Raw genomic sequence first — 17,568 nt, 5'->3', positions numbered from 1 at the left:
TTACAAAGTTTTAATTCGATTTCATTGACATAGGGAACGCCGAACCGCCGTTATAGCTACCGCTACAATCCGCAATGCCTGAGGTAGTCGGCTTACAAACAACATTTGGGAGTTGGTAGGTAGAACCGTCACTACAGTTAGCGACACCGGTATTATTAATATTTAAGCCGCCGCCGTTTGCTGCTGCGCTAACCGGACCGGAACAACTTACACCGTCACCGCGTTGTAGTGTTGCCTGACCTTGACCGTTATTAAAGTTGTAACTTAATTTTAACGGCTTCCCTGTCGCTTTATCCTGAATCCCCGCGCCGGCATTCCAGTTGCCGTTAAGAAAATCGGTTTTACCGCTGGCTAAGCTTTGCGGATCAAGTGCAAGCTCAGTGCTTTTGCCTTGCGGATTCGCTTGTGAATTCGGATTTGTTTGCGGATCATTGCCCGCACCTTGTTGAGATTGCGTAGCGTTTTGCTGATTAAGTTGCGATAACGCGTCTTGCTGATTTTGGGTATCAGTCTGCATTGATGTAGTGGCATCAGTGGTATGATTTGCCGTAGAGTCGGTTTTTACGGACTCGGTGCTGTTTACAAGCGGTCCGTTTTCAGCAAAATTTTGCAAAATGCTTGAGTCAGTGACGACACTGCCCGTCGAGGAATTTATCCATGTATGACCGTTCCAACGATACGGGATTTTTGTCGCTTCATCGATAATTTCACATTTTTTCGGATTGAGGACGGCTTTGCCGTTTTTATCCACCACTTTACCGTTAATGATAAAGTATGGACAATCGACCTCTTTTTTCGCAGTCGCGGACGGTTCCACTGCTGTTTTCGTCGTATTTTCCGTCGTAGTAGCTGTAGTTGGCGTTGTTGTTTCCGCTTTAGGGAAAAAATACGGATGGAGAAAGAAGTAATACAATAGCCCTAATAATAAGAGCAATGGTAATAATAGCCACCACCAACGGAATTTGCTTTGCGTCTCTTCAACAGGTGTTGCTGGTGGTGCCGAGACGGCTTTTATCGGCTCTGCCGGACGTAAACTGAGGAAGGGGTCGCCATGGAGCGCACTATTTTTTTCCGTAAATCCCCAAAAGGTAATGACCGGTCGATCATCAACCAAATAGATATGCTCTTCGCTCGGGAAACGAATTGCTTTTAATTGGTCGTTTTCATTGCCATCTTGAGTATAAATGAGGCGGGAAAAGAGTAGTTGGTCTCCTTTGAGAGTATTCCCCGATTTTGCCATGCGCTTACCGAGCTCTAAAATATTGGCTTTAAACTGATCTAATTCTGCCAGTGCTTTTTCGCGCTCTTCGGGGGTTGCGGATGTCCAAGGAATAATAAAATAGGAACCGTCGGGTCTGCTTGAAGCAAAAGGGACATACCAATCAATACCACTGCCGGTATCGTTACGTTGAGGAATTGCTAAATATTCGATCGCTTTTTGTCCCAAAGGACCTAATTTAAATTTAATTCCATCGCGTAGTTGTGCGGCAACGCTATAAACAGCTTGACCATCTTGCCCTAACGCCGTGTAATTTTTGATATCACCACTACGCAACAAAGTACTCATATTGCTTCCTTCTCATTAAATAAGTTGATAATTTGTATGCAGTATCCGATTATTTTATAGATTAATCGCCTAAATATACAATAATACCTAATGAATTTCTTTAGGTGAAGGGTAGTTTGTTGATTATATTTAGAAATTTTAGAAAAAGGGATCGCAAAACGTAGCGTAAGCCGGATATAAAAAACAAAAATAGTGGGGCGGAACCACAGATTCTCCCCACTATAATTTTGTCTATTGAAGATTAAACAATATCTAATAATTCCACTTCAAAAATTAACGTGCTAAATGGCGGAATTGACGCACCTGCACCACGCTCACCGTAAGCAAGGTTATGTGGAATAGTTAAACGCCATTTTGAACCCACAGGCATCATCTGTAACGCTTCAACCCAACCTGCAATCACGCCTGTGACCGGGAACTCTGCCGGTGTACCACGTTTCACTGAGCTGTCAAATACCGTACCGTCAATTAATGAACCTGTATAGTGAACACGCACTTTATCTGTTTTCGCAGGTACTTTACCTGTACCTTCCACTAACACTTCATACTGCAAACCGCTTTCTGTTTCTTTCACAGACGGGTGTTTTTTATTCTCTTCTAAGAAGGCTTTACCTTCTGCCGCTAACGCCTCAAAAGCTTTTGCTTGTTCTGCTTCAGCACGTTGAGATAATTCTTGTAACGCTTTTGTCACTTCATTCAAATCTAATGCAGGTGGGTTTTGATTTAATACATCAAAAATCCCTTTTACCACTGCTTCCGGTTCAACGTCTAAACCACTACCTAATAATTGCTGACCGATTTGTAAACCGATACCGTAACCGCCTTTTGCTTCAACGCTTTCTAATTTCACTTGTTCTAAATTTAAAGACATGATGTTTTCCTATTTGTTAAAAAGACTCGCCTTATATGGAGCTAAATTCACAGATTACAAGTACAAGCGGTCTGATTTTGGCAAAAATTTGCAAATTTCGGGTATAATCCGACCGCTTGTTTAAACTAAAAGGAATACAAAATGCAAAACCCAAAAGATGATGTACTTTATGCCCCTGTTGAATGGCACGATTGTAGCGAAGGTTATACCGATATTCTTTATCATAAATCGACTGACGGTATTGCCAAAATCACCATCAACCGCCCTGAAGTGCGTAATGCGTTCCGTCCACAGACAGTGAAAGAGATGATCCAAGCATTTTCTGACGCACGTTTTGATGAAAAGATCGGTGTGATTGTTTTAACGGGTCAAGGCGAAAAAGCGTTCTGTTCCGGTGGCGACCAAAAAGTGCGTGGCGACTACGGCGGTTATAAAGATGAAAGCGGTGTACATCACTTAAACGTATTGGATTTCCAACGTGATATTCGTAGCTGTCCGAAGCCAGTAGTGGCAATGGTGGCTGGTTATGCGATTGGTGGCGGTCACGTTTTACATATGCTTTGTGATTTAACCATTGCGGCAGAAAATGCAATCTTCGGTCAAACAGGTCCGAAAGTGGGTTCATTCGATGGCGGTTGGGGTGCAAGCTATATGGCGCGTATTGTTGGGCAGAAAAAAGCTCGTGAGATTTGGTTCTTATGTCGTCAATATGATGCGAAAGAAGCCTTAGAGATGGGCTTGGTGAATACCGTTGTGCCTTATGCTGATTTGGAAAAAGAAACGGTGCGTTGGTGTCGTGAAATGTTACGCAACAGCCCGATTGCGTTACGTTGCTTAAAAGCGGCATTGAATGCAGATTGTGATGGACAAGCCGGCTTACAAGAATTAGCAGGGAATGCAACGATGTTGTTCTATATGACGGAAGAAGGTCAAGAAGGTCGTAATGCGTTTAATGAAAAACGTGCACCTGATTTTAGTAAGTTTAAACGTAATCCGTAATGCATCGTTAACCGATTGAATAGAAACGCAATCTTGAAGCCAAAGATTGCGTTTTTTGTTTGAGCGTTTGCATAAAAGCAAACTTTTTTGTAACCTGTATGCGATTTATTCTCATTTTGAGCAAAAGGGCTTCTTATGTTAAAAATAGTTAACCCCGTGGTTACCGCTTACCATTCCTCTGCCGAGTTATCCGAAGAGTAAATAATGAATCAAGCAGTTGAACAAATTATTCAAAGCCAGCGTGCTTTAGAACGTAAACGCTGGCTTGTCGTGATCAGCTTTTTAGTGATCAGTATTATAGGTTTGGTATTTGATATTGTCACAGGGCCGTCTATGTTGCCGCTTGGCGATGTGATCAACGCTCTTCTACGTTTGGATAATGTGGAAACGACCACCAGCGTAATTGTATACGAACTACGTTTACCCATGGCATTGATGGCACTAGTTGTCGGGGCAGCGCTCGGTGTCGGCGGAGCCGAAATTCAAACCTTACTGAACAACCCAATGGCAAGCCCTTACACCTTAGGACTTGCTGCCGCAGCAGGCTTTGGGGCTTCTGCTGTCATTGCCTTTGGCGGATTTGGTTTACCTCTAAGTTTTGCCGTACCTATCGGCGCATTTGTCATGACCATGCTCGCTTCAGGTATTCTTTTCATGTTTGCTTCTTTACGACGTTTCAGCTCGGCAATGTTAGTATTAGTCGGGATTGCGTTGTTGTTCTTATTCCAATCCTTATTGTCATTAATCCAGTTTATTTCTGCGCCTGAAGTTTCTCAACAAATTCTGTTTTGGCTTTTCGGCAGCTTAACTAAAGCAACGTGGGAAACCTTAGCTATTGCCGCTGTCGTGACGGCAACGAGCGTCGTACTTTTATCGAAAGATGTGTGGAAACTCACCGCATTACGTCTTGGCGAAGAACGAGCATTGAGTCTTGGCATCAATTTGCAGATACTACGTTTGAAAACCCTAATCATTGTGGCAGTAATGACCGCAACGGCAATCAGTTTCGTCGGTATTATTGGTTTTATCGGTTTAGTGGCTCCTCATATTGCCCGAATGTTATTGGGGGAAGATCAACGCTTTTTCTTACCGGGCGCGATGTTAGTCGGTGCAGCATTTTTGTCGATCGCTTCGGTGCTCTCTAAAGTGATTATCCCCGGCGCATTATTTCCCGTTGGCATTATCACATCATTTGTTGGGGTGCCGTTTTTCTTTTGGATTGTATTAAGTAAGCGTGGATAGCGTGATGTTGCAGTTAGAGAATTTAACCATTCAACGTGGTACGCAGTATGTTGCGGATAATATCAATCTGACCTTTGAAAAGGGTAAAGTCTATACTATTTTAGGGCCGAACGGCGCAGGCAAATCATCAATGATCAAAACCATTTTTGGTGAAATTGCGTTTCAGGGGGCCATTCGTTATGGCGAAGATATGTTAAACAAGCGCCATTTAGTCCGCTGGCGTAAACGAATAGGCTATATGCCGCAAGATACTCAAGTTGATGTGTCATTGACTGCACTTGAAGTGATTTTATTGGGCAGGTTAGATGCTTTGCATATGCACGTCGGAGATGACTTACTCAGAGAAGTGGCACAAATTATGGATAAGCTCGGCATTGCGCATCTTGCTCATCAAGATGTAATGCGATTAAGCGGCGGTCAACGCCAAATGGTCATGTTTGCTCAAACCTTATTACGTAGTCCTGAAATTTTAATGTTGGATGAACCCGTCAGTGCTTTGGATATGCACCACCAAATTAATTTGCTGGAACATGTTTTTGAATACACCCGCCAACACAATCTCATTACGATTATGGTGCTCCATGATTTAAGTCTTGCAGCTCAATTTTCCGATAGTATTATTTTACTCGGCGAAGGAAAAGTTCAAGGGCAAGGTGAAGCACAACAGGTGTTAAAATCGGATGTGATTAGCCGCTTGTATAAAGTACCGATTGAAATTTTATACGACAGCACAGGATCGCCGGTGATTCGCCCGTTACGAAAATGTTTATCCGACAGCTGCTGTTTAGTGTTAGATAAGTCATCATAATCATCAAAAACAAAAGATTACAAGCGGTCGGTTTGCGTGAAAATTTTGCAAAAAATTCGGCAAATCCGACCGCTTGTTGGCTTATTTCATCTGAATAAAAAAAGTACCTTCAGGTCTAATCGGCAGATACTGTTTGTAGAAATTATCGTAGGTTTGTTGTGGATCGATATCAGTAAACAGCGTCGGATAAAGGGCTTTTGCCATAAATTGTGCGCTGGCTAAATCAATAAGTGAACGTGATGCCGTATGATACAGCCCGAACACTCTTCCGTCTTTTACCGCAGGCAAAGTAGACCAACCCGTGCGTTGGGTAAAGCCTTTCAAGCGTTTTTGAGCATCTTCTTCTTGAATATTAATCCCCATCGACATAATTTCCGGATTGGTTGTGTTTTCCATTTCCGTGCCGGAAATCATAATCACATCAGGTTTCGAAGCAAGGACTTGCTCTGGGTTAATCGGGCCCCAATTTTCCACAAAAGGCGCGCTAATGTTATCGCCACCGACGGTTTGGGCAATCGCTCCCCACATATTTTTACCAAAGGTGAAACTGTGCTCTTTCGGACCTTTATTGCCAAATTCGATATAAATTTTCGGTTTAGGAAGATTGGCTTCTTTAACCCGACGCTCAATTTCTGCAATGCCTTTCGCATATTCATCGGCAATCTTTTCAGCTCGCGCTTGTGTACCGGCAAGCTGTCCAAAAATACGGGCGCTTTGGGTATGTTTTTCAACGGTTTGCGCATTAAAATCGACTACAACAATCGGAATACCTGCCTGTTCAAGGCGCGGAATTTCACTGGCAATGGTTTGATATTGCCAATCCGCCAATACAACCACATCGGGTTTAAGGGCAATGGTTTTCTCTGTAGAAAAGGTGCCTGTATTGATGTTGCCGATATCGGCGATCTCTTTTAATGTCGGGATTTTCTCTGCAAATAATGCCCAACTGCCCGGGTTAAATTTTTCCCAAAATTCACGGGAAATACCAACGACCTGTTTAAAGTTTTCAACGCCCGTTACCGCAATATAATCAGGGTAATAGAAAGATAAAATCACCCGTTTAGCCGGCACATCGACTTTCACTTCCCGTCCAAGAACATCTTTAATCGTGGTAATTTCTGCATGAACGAAAGTTGAGAGAGATAATATTGCTGTGGCAAGTAGGCTGCGAAGAAAGGTTTTTTTCATAATTTGCTCCAATAAGGAAAAGAGACGCTCATTTTACTGAGCTTCCGATATTTTACAAATAGAAATTATTATCAAATAACTGTAAGTGAATCCACCAAAATAAACGCCATGCCTTTTTTGCAAAATTCTTGTAGAATCGTACCGCTTGTATAATGTTGTGGTTGTTGAATGATGTTGGGTACGCATAAAACGAAAGAGAAAGAAGAGTTGTCGGAGCAAGAAGAATTTGAGAACGACGAGGCACTTGACGAAGTGTCGCGTAAAACCACTTTTAAATCCTATCTGCTCTGGACAAGTTTGAAACTAATGCTGCTGGCGGCTTGTTGTATCGGTATTTACGGTATTTATCTTGACGGTAAGATCCGTTCCAAAATGGACGGGCAAGTTTGGCAGCTGCCGGCGGAAGTGTATAGCCGTATCGAGAGTATTCGGGTTGATGATAACCTGAATCTCGAACAAGTGAAATTAGCGTTATTGGATAACGGTTATCGACAAGTATCTTTGATTGCCACGCCGGGCGATTTTAAAATCGAAGGGGATAACTTGGTGCTGTTGCGGCGTGCTTTCCAATTCCCTCAAACCCCTGAAGCTCAGCGCGTGTTACGTTTACGTTTTGTGAATGATAAATTGGCGCGCATTGAAGATTTGGTGCAGCTTAAAGAAATCGCCGAATTCCGTCTTGACCCGAAATTAATCGCGATGTTACATTCCGGTAATGACGAAGAGCGCCAGGCGCTGCGTTTACAAGAGTATCCGCGTTTATTGATTGAAGCGTTATTGCTGACTGAAGATAAACGTTTTTATCAACACGACGGGATTAGCCCGCTAGGCATTGTTCGAGCCTTTATTACTAATTATCAGGCGGGAAGAACGGTGCAGGGCGGCAGTACTTTGACTCAGCAATTGGTCAAAAACTTGTTTTTAACCAATGAGAAATCTTTTACTCGTAAGATTAACGAAGCGCTGATGTCGTTGATCTTGGATTTCCGTTACGATAAAAACCGCATTTTAGAAACCTACCTCAATGAGATCTACCTCGGGCAAAACGGCAGTTATCAAATCCACGGTTTTGCCTTGGCAAGCCAATTCTATTTCGGTCGTCCCATCCAAGAAATCAGCTTAAACCAAATCGCTCTGCTGGTCGGAATGGTGAAAGGTCCGTCACTGTATAACCCTTGGAAAAATCCGGAAGGCGCATTAGAACGGCGTAATGTCGTGTTACGTGTTTTACTTGAACATCAAGTCATTAACCAAGAGTTGTATGATCTGTTAAGCAAACAACCGCTTGGTGTCAAAGAACGTGGCGATGTATATCGTCAACAACCTGCGTTTATGCACGCATTAAACCTGGATCTAAAAAATGAGTTGGGCGAAGGGAAAATTGCAACGTTATCCGGCGCAAAAATTTTCACGACTCTCGACCGTAAGCAGCAACGCTCGGCAGAACTTGCGGTGATTAACGGTGTTGCTGAGTTGGAAAACAGCAGTAAACGAATTAAAGATCTGCAATCGGCGATTGTGGTGGCGGAATACCGCACCGGCAAAGTGCGGGCGATTGTCGGCGGTGTGCAAACTCAATTTGCCGGTTTTAACCGTGCGATACAAACCAAACGTCAAATCGGCTCATTAGTTAAACCGTCGATTTATGCGATTGCCCTTGCTGATCCGACATCGTTCCGATTGAATACGCCAATCAACAATCAACCGATTACCATTACAGTGAAAGGCAGTCCGCCGTGGTCGCCGCGTAACTACGATCGTAAATTCAGCGGATCCGTGATGTTGATGGATGCGTTGGTACGTTCGTTGAATGTGCCGACGGTGAATATCGGTATGAAAGTCGGCTTGAAAAATGTAATCGCTAAACAAAAAGAGATGGGGTGGGATAATGTTGAAATTCCGCCTTATCCGGCGACATTGTTGGGCTCTTACTCGATTTCACCTTATGATGTGACCAAATCTTATCAGGTGATCGCCAATGCCGGTTATAAAACGCCGTTAACGACGATTGAAGCGATTGTGGCACAAAATGGTGAAATAATATTTCAATCCGATACACAAAAAAGCACGCAACAAGTATTGCCGATTGAAGCCTCGATTCAAACGCTTTATGCAATGCAGCAGGTGGTTGAACGCGGAACAGGACGCAGCTTACAGCAAGATTTTGCTTCACTGCGTTTAGCGGGTAAAACAGGAACGACCAACAATGCGCGCGATACATGGTTTGTCGGCATTGACGGAGAAAATGTTACTACCGTTTGGCTGGGTAAAGACGACAACAGTGATACCTATTTAACCGGTTCGAGCGGTGCATTACAAGTTTATAAAGAATATCTCAAACGAGCTTTGCCGATGCCCTTTAACTTGCCGAAATCCAATGATATCCAGTGGGTCGGCATCAACAGTTACGGCTCTTGGGATTGTTCCAGTCATCGTCAAATTCCGGTTTGGCGGAATAACGGGCAACGTTATTGCACCGGTGAAGCGACAGTTGTCGACGCCAAACCAAGCGTATGGGATGCGCTTTCATTAGGCAAAGAAAATAACAATACGCAATCAATCAAAGCCGAAGAAGTGGAAGGTCAGGCGCCGATAGAAGAAGTTGCGCCGGCGGAGTAACTGGCTTACAAGCGGTCGGATTTGCCGAGTTTTTTGCAAATTTATTTTTGTAAGAAGTATGTTGCTTTATTCTTTACAAAATACAGCGTACAACTGTTCGTTTTTCTCTAGATTTTTAGTCGCTAAACCTTTATATTTCGCTAAATTATTAGCAACAATAATAAGGTATAACGCTATATGAATTCTTTAGATTTTCACTTCGTCAATCGTATCCGCAACCAGTCACAAACACTTGCCGAACGTACTGTGTTACGGTTTCTTGACAATCATAACTGGACGGACATGAGTTGGACCGAATTCCAACAAAATATCGATAAACTCTCTTATGCTTTACTTGCCAATGGCATTGGCGTACAAGAGAAGGTCGGTATTTTTGCCAATAATATGCCGCGTTGGACAATCAGTGATATCGGTGCCATGCAAATTCGTGCCGTGGCTGTGCCGATTTATGCCACAAATACGGCAAAGCAGGTGGAATACATTGTTAATAATGCCGATATCAAAATTCTGTTCGTCGGTGATCAAGAGCAATATGATCAAATCATAGAAATAGCGTACAACTGTTCTCAATTAGAAAAAATTGTTGCGATGAAACCGAATGTAAATCTTTACAATTATCCGCTTGCTTGTCATTGGGAAAGCTTTGTCGACGTTGAACCGCAAACCGACGAACTTCATCAACGTCTGGCGGATAAACAGCTTTCCGATTTATTTACGCTGATCTACACTTCCGGAACGACCGGTGAGCCGAAAGGGGTCATGTTGGATTATGCAAATCTTGCCCATCAATTACAGGCGCACGATATTGCTTTACCGAAAGTGGATGAAAACGATATTTCCCTTTCTTTCCTACCGTTTTCGCATATTTTTGAGCGGGCATGGGTGGCTTATGTTTTACATCGTGGAGCAAGTAATTGCTATTTGGAAGACACAAACCATGTCCGTGAAGTGCTGGCTCAAGTTAAGCCGACACTGATGTGTGCAGTGCCGCGTCTTTATGAAAAAATGTATACCGCCGTATGGGATAAAGTACAAAAAGCGCCTGTACATCGTAGAGTATTGTTTAACTGGGCGATTCGTATCGGTGAAAAACATTGGCGTAACCGTAATCCCTCCGCGTTATTGCGCTTACAATATGCGATTGCAAATAAATTAGTGTTATCCAAATTACGCGGGCTGCTTGGCGGACGTATTCGTATGATGCCGTGCGGCGGGGCAAAGCTGGAACCGGCAATCGGCGTGTTTTTCCACAGTATCGGCATTAACATTAAACTTGGTTACGGTATGACGGAAACGACGGCAACTGTTTCTTGTTGGGACGAAAAAGGGTTTAATCCGAATTCAATCGGCACGCTCATGCCGAATGCGGAAGTGAAAATCGGTGAAAATAACGAAATTTTAGTTCGTGGCGGCATGGTGATGCGTGGCTACTATAAAAAACCGGAAGAAACGGCGGCATCCTTTACTGACGACGGTTTCTTAAAAACCGGCGATGCAGGTGAAATGGATGCGCAGGGCAATCTTTTTATCACCGACCGTATTAAAGAGCTGATGAAAACCTCCAACGGCAAATACATTGCACCGCAATATATTGAAGGTAAAATCGGTAAGGATAAATTTATCGAGCAAATCGCTGTGATTGCCGATGCCAAGAAATATGTGTCTGCATTAATCGTGCCGTGTTTTGAAAGCTTGGAAGAGTACGCGAAACAGCTCAATATTAAATATCAAGACCGTTTGGAGCTGATTAAACATTCAGACATTATTAAGATGTTTGAACAGCGGATTAATGAGTTACAAAGTGAATTGGCAAGTTTTGAACAAATTAAAAAATTCACCTTGTTGCCGCAGGCGTTCAGCACCAAAATGGAAGAAATTACCCCAACTTTAAAATTACGCAGAAAAGTCATTTTACAGCGCTATCACGAACAGATTGAAGCGATGTATAGCTAGACAATACAAGCGGTCTGAATTTGCAAATTTTTTGCAAAAATCGACCGCTTGTTGTTTTAGTCGTGCGCCGGATTTTCTTTCGTCACGTGTTTTAGTAGGAAATAACCGACAATTGCCGAAACGGAAGAGCCGATTAGAATTCCCAAACGGGCGAGAGAAATAAATCGACCGTCCGCTTCTTCCCCGCCGAAAGCAAGTCCTGCCAAGAACATCGACATGGTAAATCCGATGCCGCATAATACCGAGACCGCAAAAATCTGTTTAAAGTTAACACCTTCGGATAATTTAGCGATACCAAGTTTGACCGCAAGGAAACTAAAGCTAAAAACACCGAGGGTTTTACCGACGATTAGACCTAAGGTGACGCCTAATGTGAGCGGAGATGCCAAAATACTCAAGTTCATTCCGGATAATGATACGCCGGCATTCGAGAATGCGAATAAAGGCAGAATCACGAAGCCGCACCAAGGTGCCAAAATATGCTCAAACTGTGCTAACGGTTCTTCTCCGTTTTTGCCTTTTAACGGAATACAAAAACCGATGATAACTCCGGCAAGTGTGGCATGGACGCCTGATTTTAGTACCGATGCCCATAATATTGCACCGACAACGATATAAGCGCAGAGTGCGGTGACTCTAAGACGATTCATCACGATCAACCCGACAATAGCGATAACTGCGGAAACTAATGCGGTGGTGCTAAGATCGTGAGAGAAGAAGATCGCAATCACGACAATTGCACCTAAGTCATCGATAATGGCTAAGGCAAGTAGAAAAATTTTCAATGCGAAAGGGACGCGCTTTCCTAATAACCCCAATACACCGAGAGCGAAAGCGATATCGGTTGCCATTGGAATTGCCCAGCCGGCTTGGAACTCCGGTGAGTTGATGTTAATCAGCCAATAGACGAATGCCGGTACAACCATGCCTCCTAAGGCGCCGATAGCAGGGAAAATCGCTCGTTGGTAACTGGAAATTGCACCGATTAACATTTCCCGTTTGACTTCTAAACCGACTAACACGAAAAAGACCGCCATAAAACCATCGTTAACCCACATTAATAGCGGTTTATGGATACTAAATAAACCGATTTGAATACTGACGGGCATACCTAAAAAGTCAAAGTAGAGGTCGCTTAGCGGGCTGTTAGCCAGTAAGATTGCAAATGCGGCGAATATTAATAGTAGAATGCCGCTGGCCGATTCAAGTTTTAGAAAGTTTTTTATATGTTGAACCATGATTTTTTTCTCCTGAAAGGTAAATATCCGTAAAGGATTGAAAATACAGATATTCTTTTAACAAAATAATAATATGAGATCAAGAATAACCCCTGATTGTCTATGCTAAAATAGGCAAAACTTTGATCAAGTTCACGGAAATATTATGTCTCAAGAATGGCTTTACTGGGCATTTGCTTCCGCTCTCTTTGCTTCATTAACGGCGATTTTTGCCAAAGTCGGGTTACAGGGAGTGGATTCGGATTTCGCCACTTTTATTCGAACAATCGTGATTATTATCGCACTCTGTGCATTTTTAACTTATGCCGGAAAATGGCAGCCGTTCGGTTCACTTACCGCTAAAAACTGGACGTTTCTGATTTTATCCGGCTTAGCGACAGGTGCTTCTTGGCTTGCTTATTTCAAAGCGTTACAAATGGGACCGGCATCACAGGTTGCGCCGATCGATAAGTTCAGCATCGTACTCGTCACAATTTTTGCGGTGCTGTTCTTGGGCGAAAGACCAAACGGGCAGGATTGGCTTGGGATTGGGCTAATCAGCCTCGGCGTTTTAACGCTTGCGATAAAGAGATAGCAAATTAGCCTTGATCTTTAGTGTGTTTACCGCTAAAATCCGCACTCTTTTTTATGGCTTTCAATGTTGGCTTAGGTCAATTTATATTTTTAGGTAGATAACAAATGAAACGTACATTTCAACCATCAGTATTAAAACGTGCTCGTTCACACGGTTTCCGTGCTCGTATGGCAACTAAAGGCGGTCGTCAAGTATTAGCACGCCGTCGTGCTAAAGGTCGTAAAAGCTTATCTGCATAATGACAGATAAGTCAGCCGAAACACTCAGTGTGAATAAGCTAACTTTTCCTCGGGAGCTACGTTTGTTAGCTCCCGTTCAATTTAAAGCGGTTTTCGAACAGCCTCTCCGTGCCAGCACGCCCCAATTAACTCTTTTATCTCGTCAAAACGATATTGAGCACGCTCGAATTGGTCTCACTGTTGCTAAAAAACATCTAAAAAGAGCCCACGACCGTAATCGTATCAAACGCATTGTGCGAGAAAGTTTCCGCTTGAAGCAACATCAACTTCCTGCTTACGATTTTGTCTTTGTCGCAAAAGGCGGAATTGGTAAACTAAGCAACCAAGAATTATTTGAAACCTTGGATAAACTATGGCAACGCCACATTCGCCTCGCTCAGAAAGCACAGCAGGAACAACATCAAAACTAAGCCCTTTGGCTTATGTAATGCTCGCCCTTGTGCATTTTTACCGTTATGTTATCAGCCCATTAATTGGACCACGCTGTCGTTTTTATCCCACTTGCTCTACCTATGCTTTAGAAGCGATTAAAATTCACGGTGCAGTAAAAGGTGGCTGGCTTGCGCTAAAACGTATTTTACGTTGCAACCCATTGAGCGAAGGGGGAGAAGATCCCGTTCCGCCTAAATCTTGCTCTTGTTGTTCAAATAAAAAACATTCTTAAGGTTTTCTTCAGATTTGTTTTGTATAATTCAATCTATAACGTTGTTATGCAAGGAATATCAATGAAAAAAATCTGGCTCTATTTGGCAAGTGCTACCCTTTTAGCCTGCCAAAGTTCTCCGCAACTCTCTCAAAAAGAACAAGCAAAACAAGCACTTGATCAGGGCATTGCTGCCTATAATCAACAACACTATGTTCAAGCCTTAGACCATTTCCAACAAGCTAATCAACTAGGACATATGAAAGCCGAGCGTTATATCGGTTTGAGTTATCTTAATGGTTATGGTGTAGCAAAAGACCCAAACAAAGCCTTTACTGCATTTCAATCCGCTGCTACAAAAGGGGATATAACCAGCCAATACTGGTTAGGCTATCTCTATGAAAATGGTATTGGTACGACCAAAAATTTAACCCAAGCGGTCAGTTGGTATCAAAAATCTGCAACACGCACCGATCATATCGGTGAACCTGCACGAGAAGCCCTAAAACGTCTTAACATTCAATAGGAAGCAAACTTATGAAAAAATCGCTCCTATCTTTAGCATTATTCGCGACGATTTCAACCGCTTATGCGGATATTCAATCCATTACTGCAATCAGCGAGCCGACGGGCTATGGTCAGAAAGTGACGGCAGTAGAGCTAAAATATGATGTTGCACCAAGCCAAGTTGAAGTATCGCAATTTGCCGTAGAGGGTAGAACCATCACTTCCGCTCAACGAGATAGTAACGGCGTTCGTCTTACTTTATCGGCAGATGATGCAAATGCTGGGGTAACAATGCAACCAGCCGCTCGTTAGCCGTCGGTTGAGCGAGATACGACATTGACTGTCAAACAGCTTGTGCCATTAAAAGATGAACAAAGCAAAACGATCCCGACTTTTGAGAAAAAAAGTGAAAAAACGGTCAATTTAGTGGCTGATGATTTCCGTCAATTAGAGTTTAAAGATACGAATGGCGTTGTCGTAAAATACAATTTATTTGTACCGAAAAATTACGATCCGAAAAAATCGTATCCGTTAGTGATGTTTATTCACGACGCAGGGGCAACCAACGTGAATGTCAAAAACACCTTATGGCAGGGAAACGGGGCGACCGTTTGGGCAAGCCCTGAATGGCAAGAAAAACACCCTGCGTTTGTGCTTGCCCCACAAATTGACCACGTTATTGTGAATGATCAGTCAGACGACCCCGCGGATTTAGACGCAACAATCAATTTGATTAAATCTTTAACTAAAGAATACAACATTGACACTAAACGCCTTTACACCACAGGGCAATCTGGCGGTGGAATGATGTCGATTGCAATGAACATCAAATACCCTGATTTCTTTGCTGCAAGCTATTTAGTGGCGTGCCAGTGGGCGGCAGAAAAAACAGCGCCAATGGCAAAAAATAAATTCTTTATTTTTGTGTCTGAAGATGATCCAAAAGCCTATCCAGGACAAAATGCGATTGTTGATGTGCTTGCAAAAAATGGCGCTGTTGTGCAAAAAGCAGTGTTGAGCAATGGTAATGCAACAGAAGCTGAACATAATGCAGAAGTGAAGGCATTGCTTTCAAAAGAAGGGAACGTTCACTATATGGCGGTACGTTCTAAAACATTGCCTGATCAGGTAAAAGAACCTAATTCAACCAATAAAGGTCAAGCTCACGTTGGTACTTGGAAAATTTCTTATAACATTGAAGCTATTCGTGAGTGGTTATTTGCACAAAGTAAGTAATTGCGTAGGTCGGGCATTGATGCCCGACTTAATCTATCTTATTCAAGTTCAACTTACCTGCAAAACGTTGCGTTAATTCATGTTGAAACAGATCAACTTGTGTGGGGTTAATCGCTAAGATTAATTCCACTTTATCACTAAATTGTTGCTCAACCAGCTCAATATCCCGTTCGGCAATCAAATGTTGAATTGTATTAAATTGTTCATATTCACACTGCAAGCGGTAGTTTTGACGCAAAATTTTGCAAATTTTGTCTACTTGTAATAATGCCTGATGCACTCCGTTCCCGTAAGCTTTGACCAAGCCGCCTGTACCAAGCAAAACTCCACCGTAATAACGTACGACGACAACACTGACTTCACCTAAGCCGCTTCCGAGCAGATAATTTAGCATCGGTTTGCCGGCAGTACCGGAAGGTTCTCCGTCGTCAGAAAACCCATATTGTCGGGAGTCTTTCGGAGAACCGGCAATACAAGCCCAACAATGATGGCTGGCATTGGGGTGGCGCATTTTTATTTCAGTCCAAAACGCTTTTGCCTGCTCAATGCCTGCGGTGTGGCGGAGATAGGTAATGAATCGGCTTTTTTTGATTTCTTCTTCAAAAATAACATTGGATTGTGGGATAAAAAATTCCATAGCACAACAGTTGAGCGGGTTGTCGAAATAAAACCGAGTTTAACATATTAAAATGGATAAAATAGCTTTCGAAATGTTAACAAAATGTGAAATGTAACACATTTCTGAAAGAGAATAATTGCGTAATTGGAAGCGAGGGTATATATTCTTTCCGTTTTCTTATAGAGAATGCCAAAACATCTTTCTACTATTCCTTACTTAAGAGGATCATCGTATGACTAAATTCTTAAAACTATCTTTAATAACAACACTTGCAATGAGCGCATTATCCGTTCAAGCCGAAGAAAAATTCATTACTATCGGTACAGGTGGTCAAACCGGTGTTTATTACGTGGTTGGTCAGTCTATCTGTCAATTAGTGAACCGTGATACGGCAAAAACGCAAGTAAAATGTAATGCTCCATCAACGGGGGCTTCCGTCGCAAACTTAAATGCGATCGCAGACAAACAAATGGATATGGGTATTGCACAGTCAGATTGGCAGTATCATGCTTACAATGGTTCAAGCTCATTTGAGAATAAGAGAAACGAGAAATTACGTGCGGTTTTCTCTATTCATCCGGAACCATTCACATTAATGGCACGTGATGATTCGGGTATTCAGACCTTTGATGATTTAAAAGGTAAACGTGTGAATGTGGGTGATCCGGGTTCAGGCACTCGTGCAACCATGAACGTTATCTTAAATGCAAAAGGTTGGACAGATAAAGAATTCAAAGTTGCGTCTGAATTAAAACCATCAGAAATGGCATCGGTAATGTGTGATAACAACTTAGATGCGATTACTTATAACGTAGGTCATCCGAACGGTGCTTTAAAAGAAGCGGCGGCATCTTGTAATGTTCATTTAGTGCCGGTAACCGGTGAATCGATAGATAAACTTGTCGCAGAGAATCCGTATTACGCAAAAGCAACGATTCCGGGCGGCTTATATAAAGGTTCTGACAATCCGGTTGAGACTTTCGGTGTTTATGCAACGCTAGTGACTTCTGCTGATGTAGAAGACGACAAAGTTTATGCCGTGGTTAAAGCAGTATTTGACAACTTTGATCGTTTCAAACGTTTACACCCAGCATTTGCAAACTTAAAAGAAGAAGAAATGATTAAAAATGCGCTGTCTGCACCTCTTCACAATGGTGCGGTGCGTTACTATAAAGAACGTGGCTGGATTAAATAATCGTTATGTTTGATCAAAAATGGAAAGCTGTTTTCAGCAGCTTTCCATTTTTGCGTTTTTAAAATTTTAT

18 protein-coding genes are annotated in these 17,568 nt (G+C 42.6%); 13 read left to right on the top strand and 5 right to left on the bottom strand.

The window, feature by feature from the left end; translation table 11 throughout:
* Positions 1-10 precede the first annotated feature (10 nt).
* Both ACEYJ7_RS03865 and ACEYJ7_RS03860 read right to left on the bottom strand, forming a co-directional pair.
* A complete protein-coding gene (locus ACEYJ7_RS03865) occupies positions 11-1,567 on the bottom strand; it encodes an SrfA family protein (protein ID WP_373777726.1) in 1,557 nt (518 codons plus the stop codon).
* Positions 1,568-1,808: 241 nt separating this feature from the next.
* On the bottom strand, positions 1,809-2,438 hold the full coding sequence (locus tag ACEYJ7_RS03860; RefSeq protein ID WP_111749261.1) for an FKBP-type peptidyl-prolyl cis-trans isomerase: 630 nt from the start codon (positions 2,436-2,438) through the stop codon (positions 1,809-1,811).
* Between the two features lie 141 nt (positions 2,439-2,579).
* Here ACEYJ7_RS03860 and menB point away from each other — a divergent pair, with 141 nt between their 5' ends.
* The 3 genes from menB (at position 2,580) to ACEYJ7_RS03845 (ending at position 5,487) form a co-directional block, all read left to right on the top strand.
* Positions 2,580-3,437, top strand: coding sequence for a 1,4-dihydroxy-2-naphthoyl-CoA synthase (menB, locus tag ACEYJ7_RS03855; protein ID WP_162856347.1), 858 nt, complete (start codon positions 2,580-2,582; stop codon positions 3,435-3,437).
* A gap of 204 nt (positions 3,438-3,641) precedes the next feature.
* Entirely contained in the window at positions 3,642-4,679 is a 1,038-nt protein-coding gene (locus tag ACEYJ7_RS03850; protein ID WP_373777724.1) for a FecCD family ABC transporter permease, read from the top strand.
* 4 nt (positions 4,680-4,683) lie between these two features.
* Positions 4,684-5,487, top strand: coding sequence for an ABC transporter ATP-binding protein (locus tag ACEYJ7_RS03845; protein ID WP_373777746.1), 804 nt, complete (start codon positions 4,684-4,686; stop codon positions 5,485-5,487).
* An 81-nt stretch (positions 5,488-5,568) separates the two neighbouring features.
* Here ACEYJ7_RS03845 and ACEYJ7_RS03840 read toward each other — a convergent pair whose 3' ends face one another.
* Positions 5,569-6,675, bottom strand: coding sequence for an ABC transporter substrate-binding protein (locus ACEYJ7_RS03840; protein WP_373777723.1), 1,107 nt, complete (start codon positions 6,673-6,675; stop codon positions 5,569-5,571).
* A 168-nt stretch (positions 6,676-6,843) separates the two neighbouring features.
* Between ACEYJ7_RS03840 and mrcB the strand changes: the two genes are divergently transcribed.
* Positions 6,844-9,294, top strand: coding sequence for a penicillin-binding protein 1B (gene mrcB, locus ACEYJ7_RS03835; RefSeq protein ID WP_373777721.1), 2,451 nt, complete (start codon positions 6,844-6,846; stop codon positions 9,292-9,294).
* Between the two features lie 177 nt (positions 9,295-9,471).
* On the top strand, positions 9,472-11,247 hold the full coding sequence (locus ACEYJ7_RS03830; RefSeq protein ID WP_373777720.1) for a long-chain fatty acid--CoA ligase: 1,776 nt from the start codon (positions 9,472-9,474) through the stop codon (positions 11,245-11,247).
* 56 nt (positions 11,248-11,303) lie between these two features.
* Here the strand turns inward: ACEYJ7_RS03830 and nhaA are convergent, their stop codons facing one another.
* On the bottom strand, positions 11,304-12,485 hold the full coding sequence (nhaA, locus tag ACEYJ7_RS03825) for a Na+/H+ antiporter NhaA (protein WP_373777719.1): 1,182 nt from the start codon (positions 12,483-12,485) through the stop codon (positions 11,304-11,306).
* Between the two features lie 145 nt (positions 12,486-12,630).
* Here nhaA and ACEYJ7_RS03820 point away from each other — a divergent pair, with 145 nt between their 5' ends.
* From ACEYJ7_RS03820 to ACEYJ7_RS03790, 7 genes are all read left to right on the top strand, one after another.
* Complete coding sequence (locus ACEYJ7_RS03820; RefSeq protein ID WP_373777718.1) at positions 12,631-13,059, top strand: EamA family transporter; 429 nt, start codon at positions 12,631-12,633, stop codon at positions 13,057-13,059.
* 104 nt (positions 13,060-13,163) lie between these two features.
* Complete coding sequence (rpmH, locus tag ACEYJ7_RS03815) at positions 13,164-13,298, top strand: 50S ribosomal protein L34 (protein WP_373777716.1); 135 nt, start codon at positions 13,164-13,166, stop codon at positions 13,296-13,298.
* Positions 13,299-13,327: 29 nt separating this feature from the next.
* Positions 13,328-13,708, top strand: coding sequence for a ribonuclease P protein component (rnpA, locus tag ACEYJ7_RS03810; protein WP_373777745.1), 381 nt, complete (start codon positions 13,328-13,330; stop codon positions 13,706-13,708).
* Positions 13,651-13,962, top strand: a complete 312-nt coding sequence (yidD, locus tag ACEYJ7_RS03805; RefSeq protein ID WP_373777715.1) for a membrane protein insertion efficiency factor YidD — start codon at positions 13,651-13,653, stop codon at positions 13,960-13,962. The genes rnpA and yidD overlap by 58 nt, the downstream gene beginning before the upstream one ends.
* Positions 13,963-14,023: 61 nt before the next feature.
* Positions 14,024-14,467 (top strand): tetratricopeptide repeat protein, encoded by a 444-nt coding sequence (locus ACEYJ7_RS03800; protein ID WP_373777714.1) that lies wholly within the window; start codon positions 14,024-14,026, stop codon positions 14,465-14,467.
* An 11-nt stretch (positions 14,468-14,478) separates the two neighbouring features.
* Positions 14,479-14,760 carry a hypothetical protein gene (locus ACEYJ7_RS03795; RefSeq protein WP_373777713.1) on the top strand — a complete coding sequence of 94 codons (282 nt, stop codon included), beginning with the start codon at positions 14,479-14,481 and terminating at the stop codon, positions 14,758-14,760.
* A 24-nt stretch (positions 14,761-14,784) separates the two neighbouring features.
* Complete coding sequence (locus tag ACEYJ7_RS03790) at positions 14,785-15,684, top strand: prolyl oligopeptidase family serine peptidase (RefSeq protein WP_373777711.1); 900 nt, start codon at positions 14,785-14,787, stop codon at positions 15,682-15,684.
* 28 nt (positions 15,685-15,712) lie between these two features.
* On the opposite strand, the gene ACEYJ7_RS03785 is transcribed toward ACEYJ7_RS03790, so the two are convergent.
* Positions 15,713-16,321 carry a YigZ family protein gene (locus ACEYJ7_RS03785; RefSeq protein WP_373777710.1) on the bottom strand — a complete coding sequence of 203 codons (609 nt, stop codon included), beginning with the start codon at positions 16,319-16,321 and terminating at the stop codon, positions 15,713-15,715.
* A 214-nt stretch (positions 16,322-16,535) separates the two neighbouring features.
* Here ACEYJ7_RS03785 and ACEYJ7_RS03780 point away from each other — a divergent pair, with 214 nt between their 5' ends.
* On the top strand, positions 16,536-17,498 hold the full coding sequence (locus tag ACEYJ7_RS03780; protein ID WP_373777708.1) for a TAXI family TRAP transporter solute-binding subunit: 963 nt from the start codon (positions 16,536-16,538) through the stop codon (positions 17,496-17,498).
* Positions 17,499-17,568: the final 70 nt, after the last annotated feature.

Origin of the sequence: Glaesserella sp. (assembly GCF_041814905.1) — a bacterium.
GTDB lineage: Bacteria > Pseudomonadota > Gammaproteobacteria > Enterobacterales > Pasteurellaceae > Glaesserella.
This window is presented reverse-complemented; position numbering and strand designations above follow the sequence as displayed.

Bases quoted from the DNA above. Each gene is read 5' to 3' on its own strand.
- ACEYJ7_RS03865 (WP_373777726.1), bottom strand. From the start codon at position 1,567: ATGAGTACTTTGTTGCGTAGTGGTGATATCAAAAATTACACGGCGTTA.
- ACEYJ7_RS03860 (WP_111749261.1), bottom strand. From the start codon at position 2,438: ATGTCTTTAAATTTAGAACAAGTGAAATTAGAAAGCGTTGAAGCAAAA.
- menB (WP_162856347.1), top strand. From the start codon at position 2,580: ATGCAAAACCCAAAAGATGATGTACTTTATGCCCCTGTTGAATGGCAC.
- ACEYJ7_RS03850 (WP_373777724.1), top strand. From the start codon at position 3,642: ATGAATCAAGCAGTTGAACAAATTATTCAAAGCCAGCGTGCTTTAGAA.
- ACEYJ7_RS03845 (WP_373777746.1), top strand. From the start codon at position 4,684: ATGTTGCAGTTAGAGAATTTAACCATTCAACGTGGTACGCAGTATGTT.
- ACEYJ7_RS03840 (WP_373777723.1), bottom strand. From the start codon at position 6,675: ATGAAAAAAACCTTTCTTCGCAGCCTACTTGCCACAGCAATATTATCT.
- mrcB (WP_373777721.1), top strand. From the start codon at position 6,844: ATGATGTTGGGTACGCATAAAACGAAAGAGAAAGAAGAGTTGTCGGAG.
- ACEYJ7_RS03830 (WP_373777720.1), top strand. From the start codon at position 9,472: ATGAATTCTTTAGATTTTCACTTCGTCAATCGTATCCGCAACCAGTCA.
- nhaA (WP_373777719.1), bottom strand. From the start codon at position 12,485: ATGGTTCAACATATAAAAAACTTTCTAAAACTTGAATCGGCCAGCGGC.
- ACEYJ7_RS03820 (WP_373777718.1), top strand. From the start codon at position 12,631: ATGTCTCAAGAATGGCTTTACTGGGCATTTGCTTCCGCTCTCTTTGCT.
- rpmH (WP_373777716.1), top strand. From the start codon at position 13,164: ATGAAACGTACATTTCAACCATCAGTATTAAAACGTGCTCGTTCACAC.
- yidD (WP_373777715.1), top strand. From the start codon at position 13,651: ATGGCAACGCCACATTCGCCTCGCTCAGAAAGCACAGCAGGAACAACA.
- ACEYJ7_RS03800 (WP_373777714.1), top strand. From the start codon at position 14,024: ATGAAAAAAATCTGGCTCTATTTGGCAAGTGCTACCCTTTTAGCCTGC.
- ACEYJ7_RS03795 (WP_373777713.1), top strand. From the start codon at position 14,479: ATGAAAAAATCGCTCCTATCTTTAGCATTATTCGCGACGATTTCAACC.
- ACEYJ7_RS03785 (WP_373777710.1), bottom strand. From the start codon at position 16,321: ATGGAATTTTTTATCCCACAATCCAATGTTATTTTTGAAGAAGAAATC.
- ACEYJ7_RS03780 (WP_373777708.1), top strand. From the start codon at position 16,536: ATGACTAAATTCTTAAAACTATCTTTAATAACAACACTTGCAATGAGC.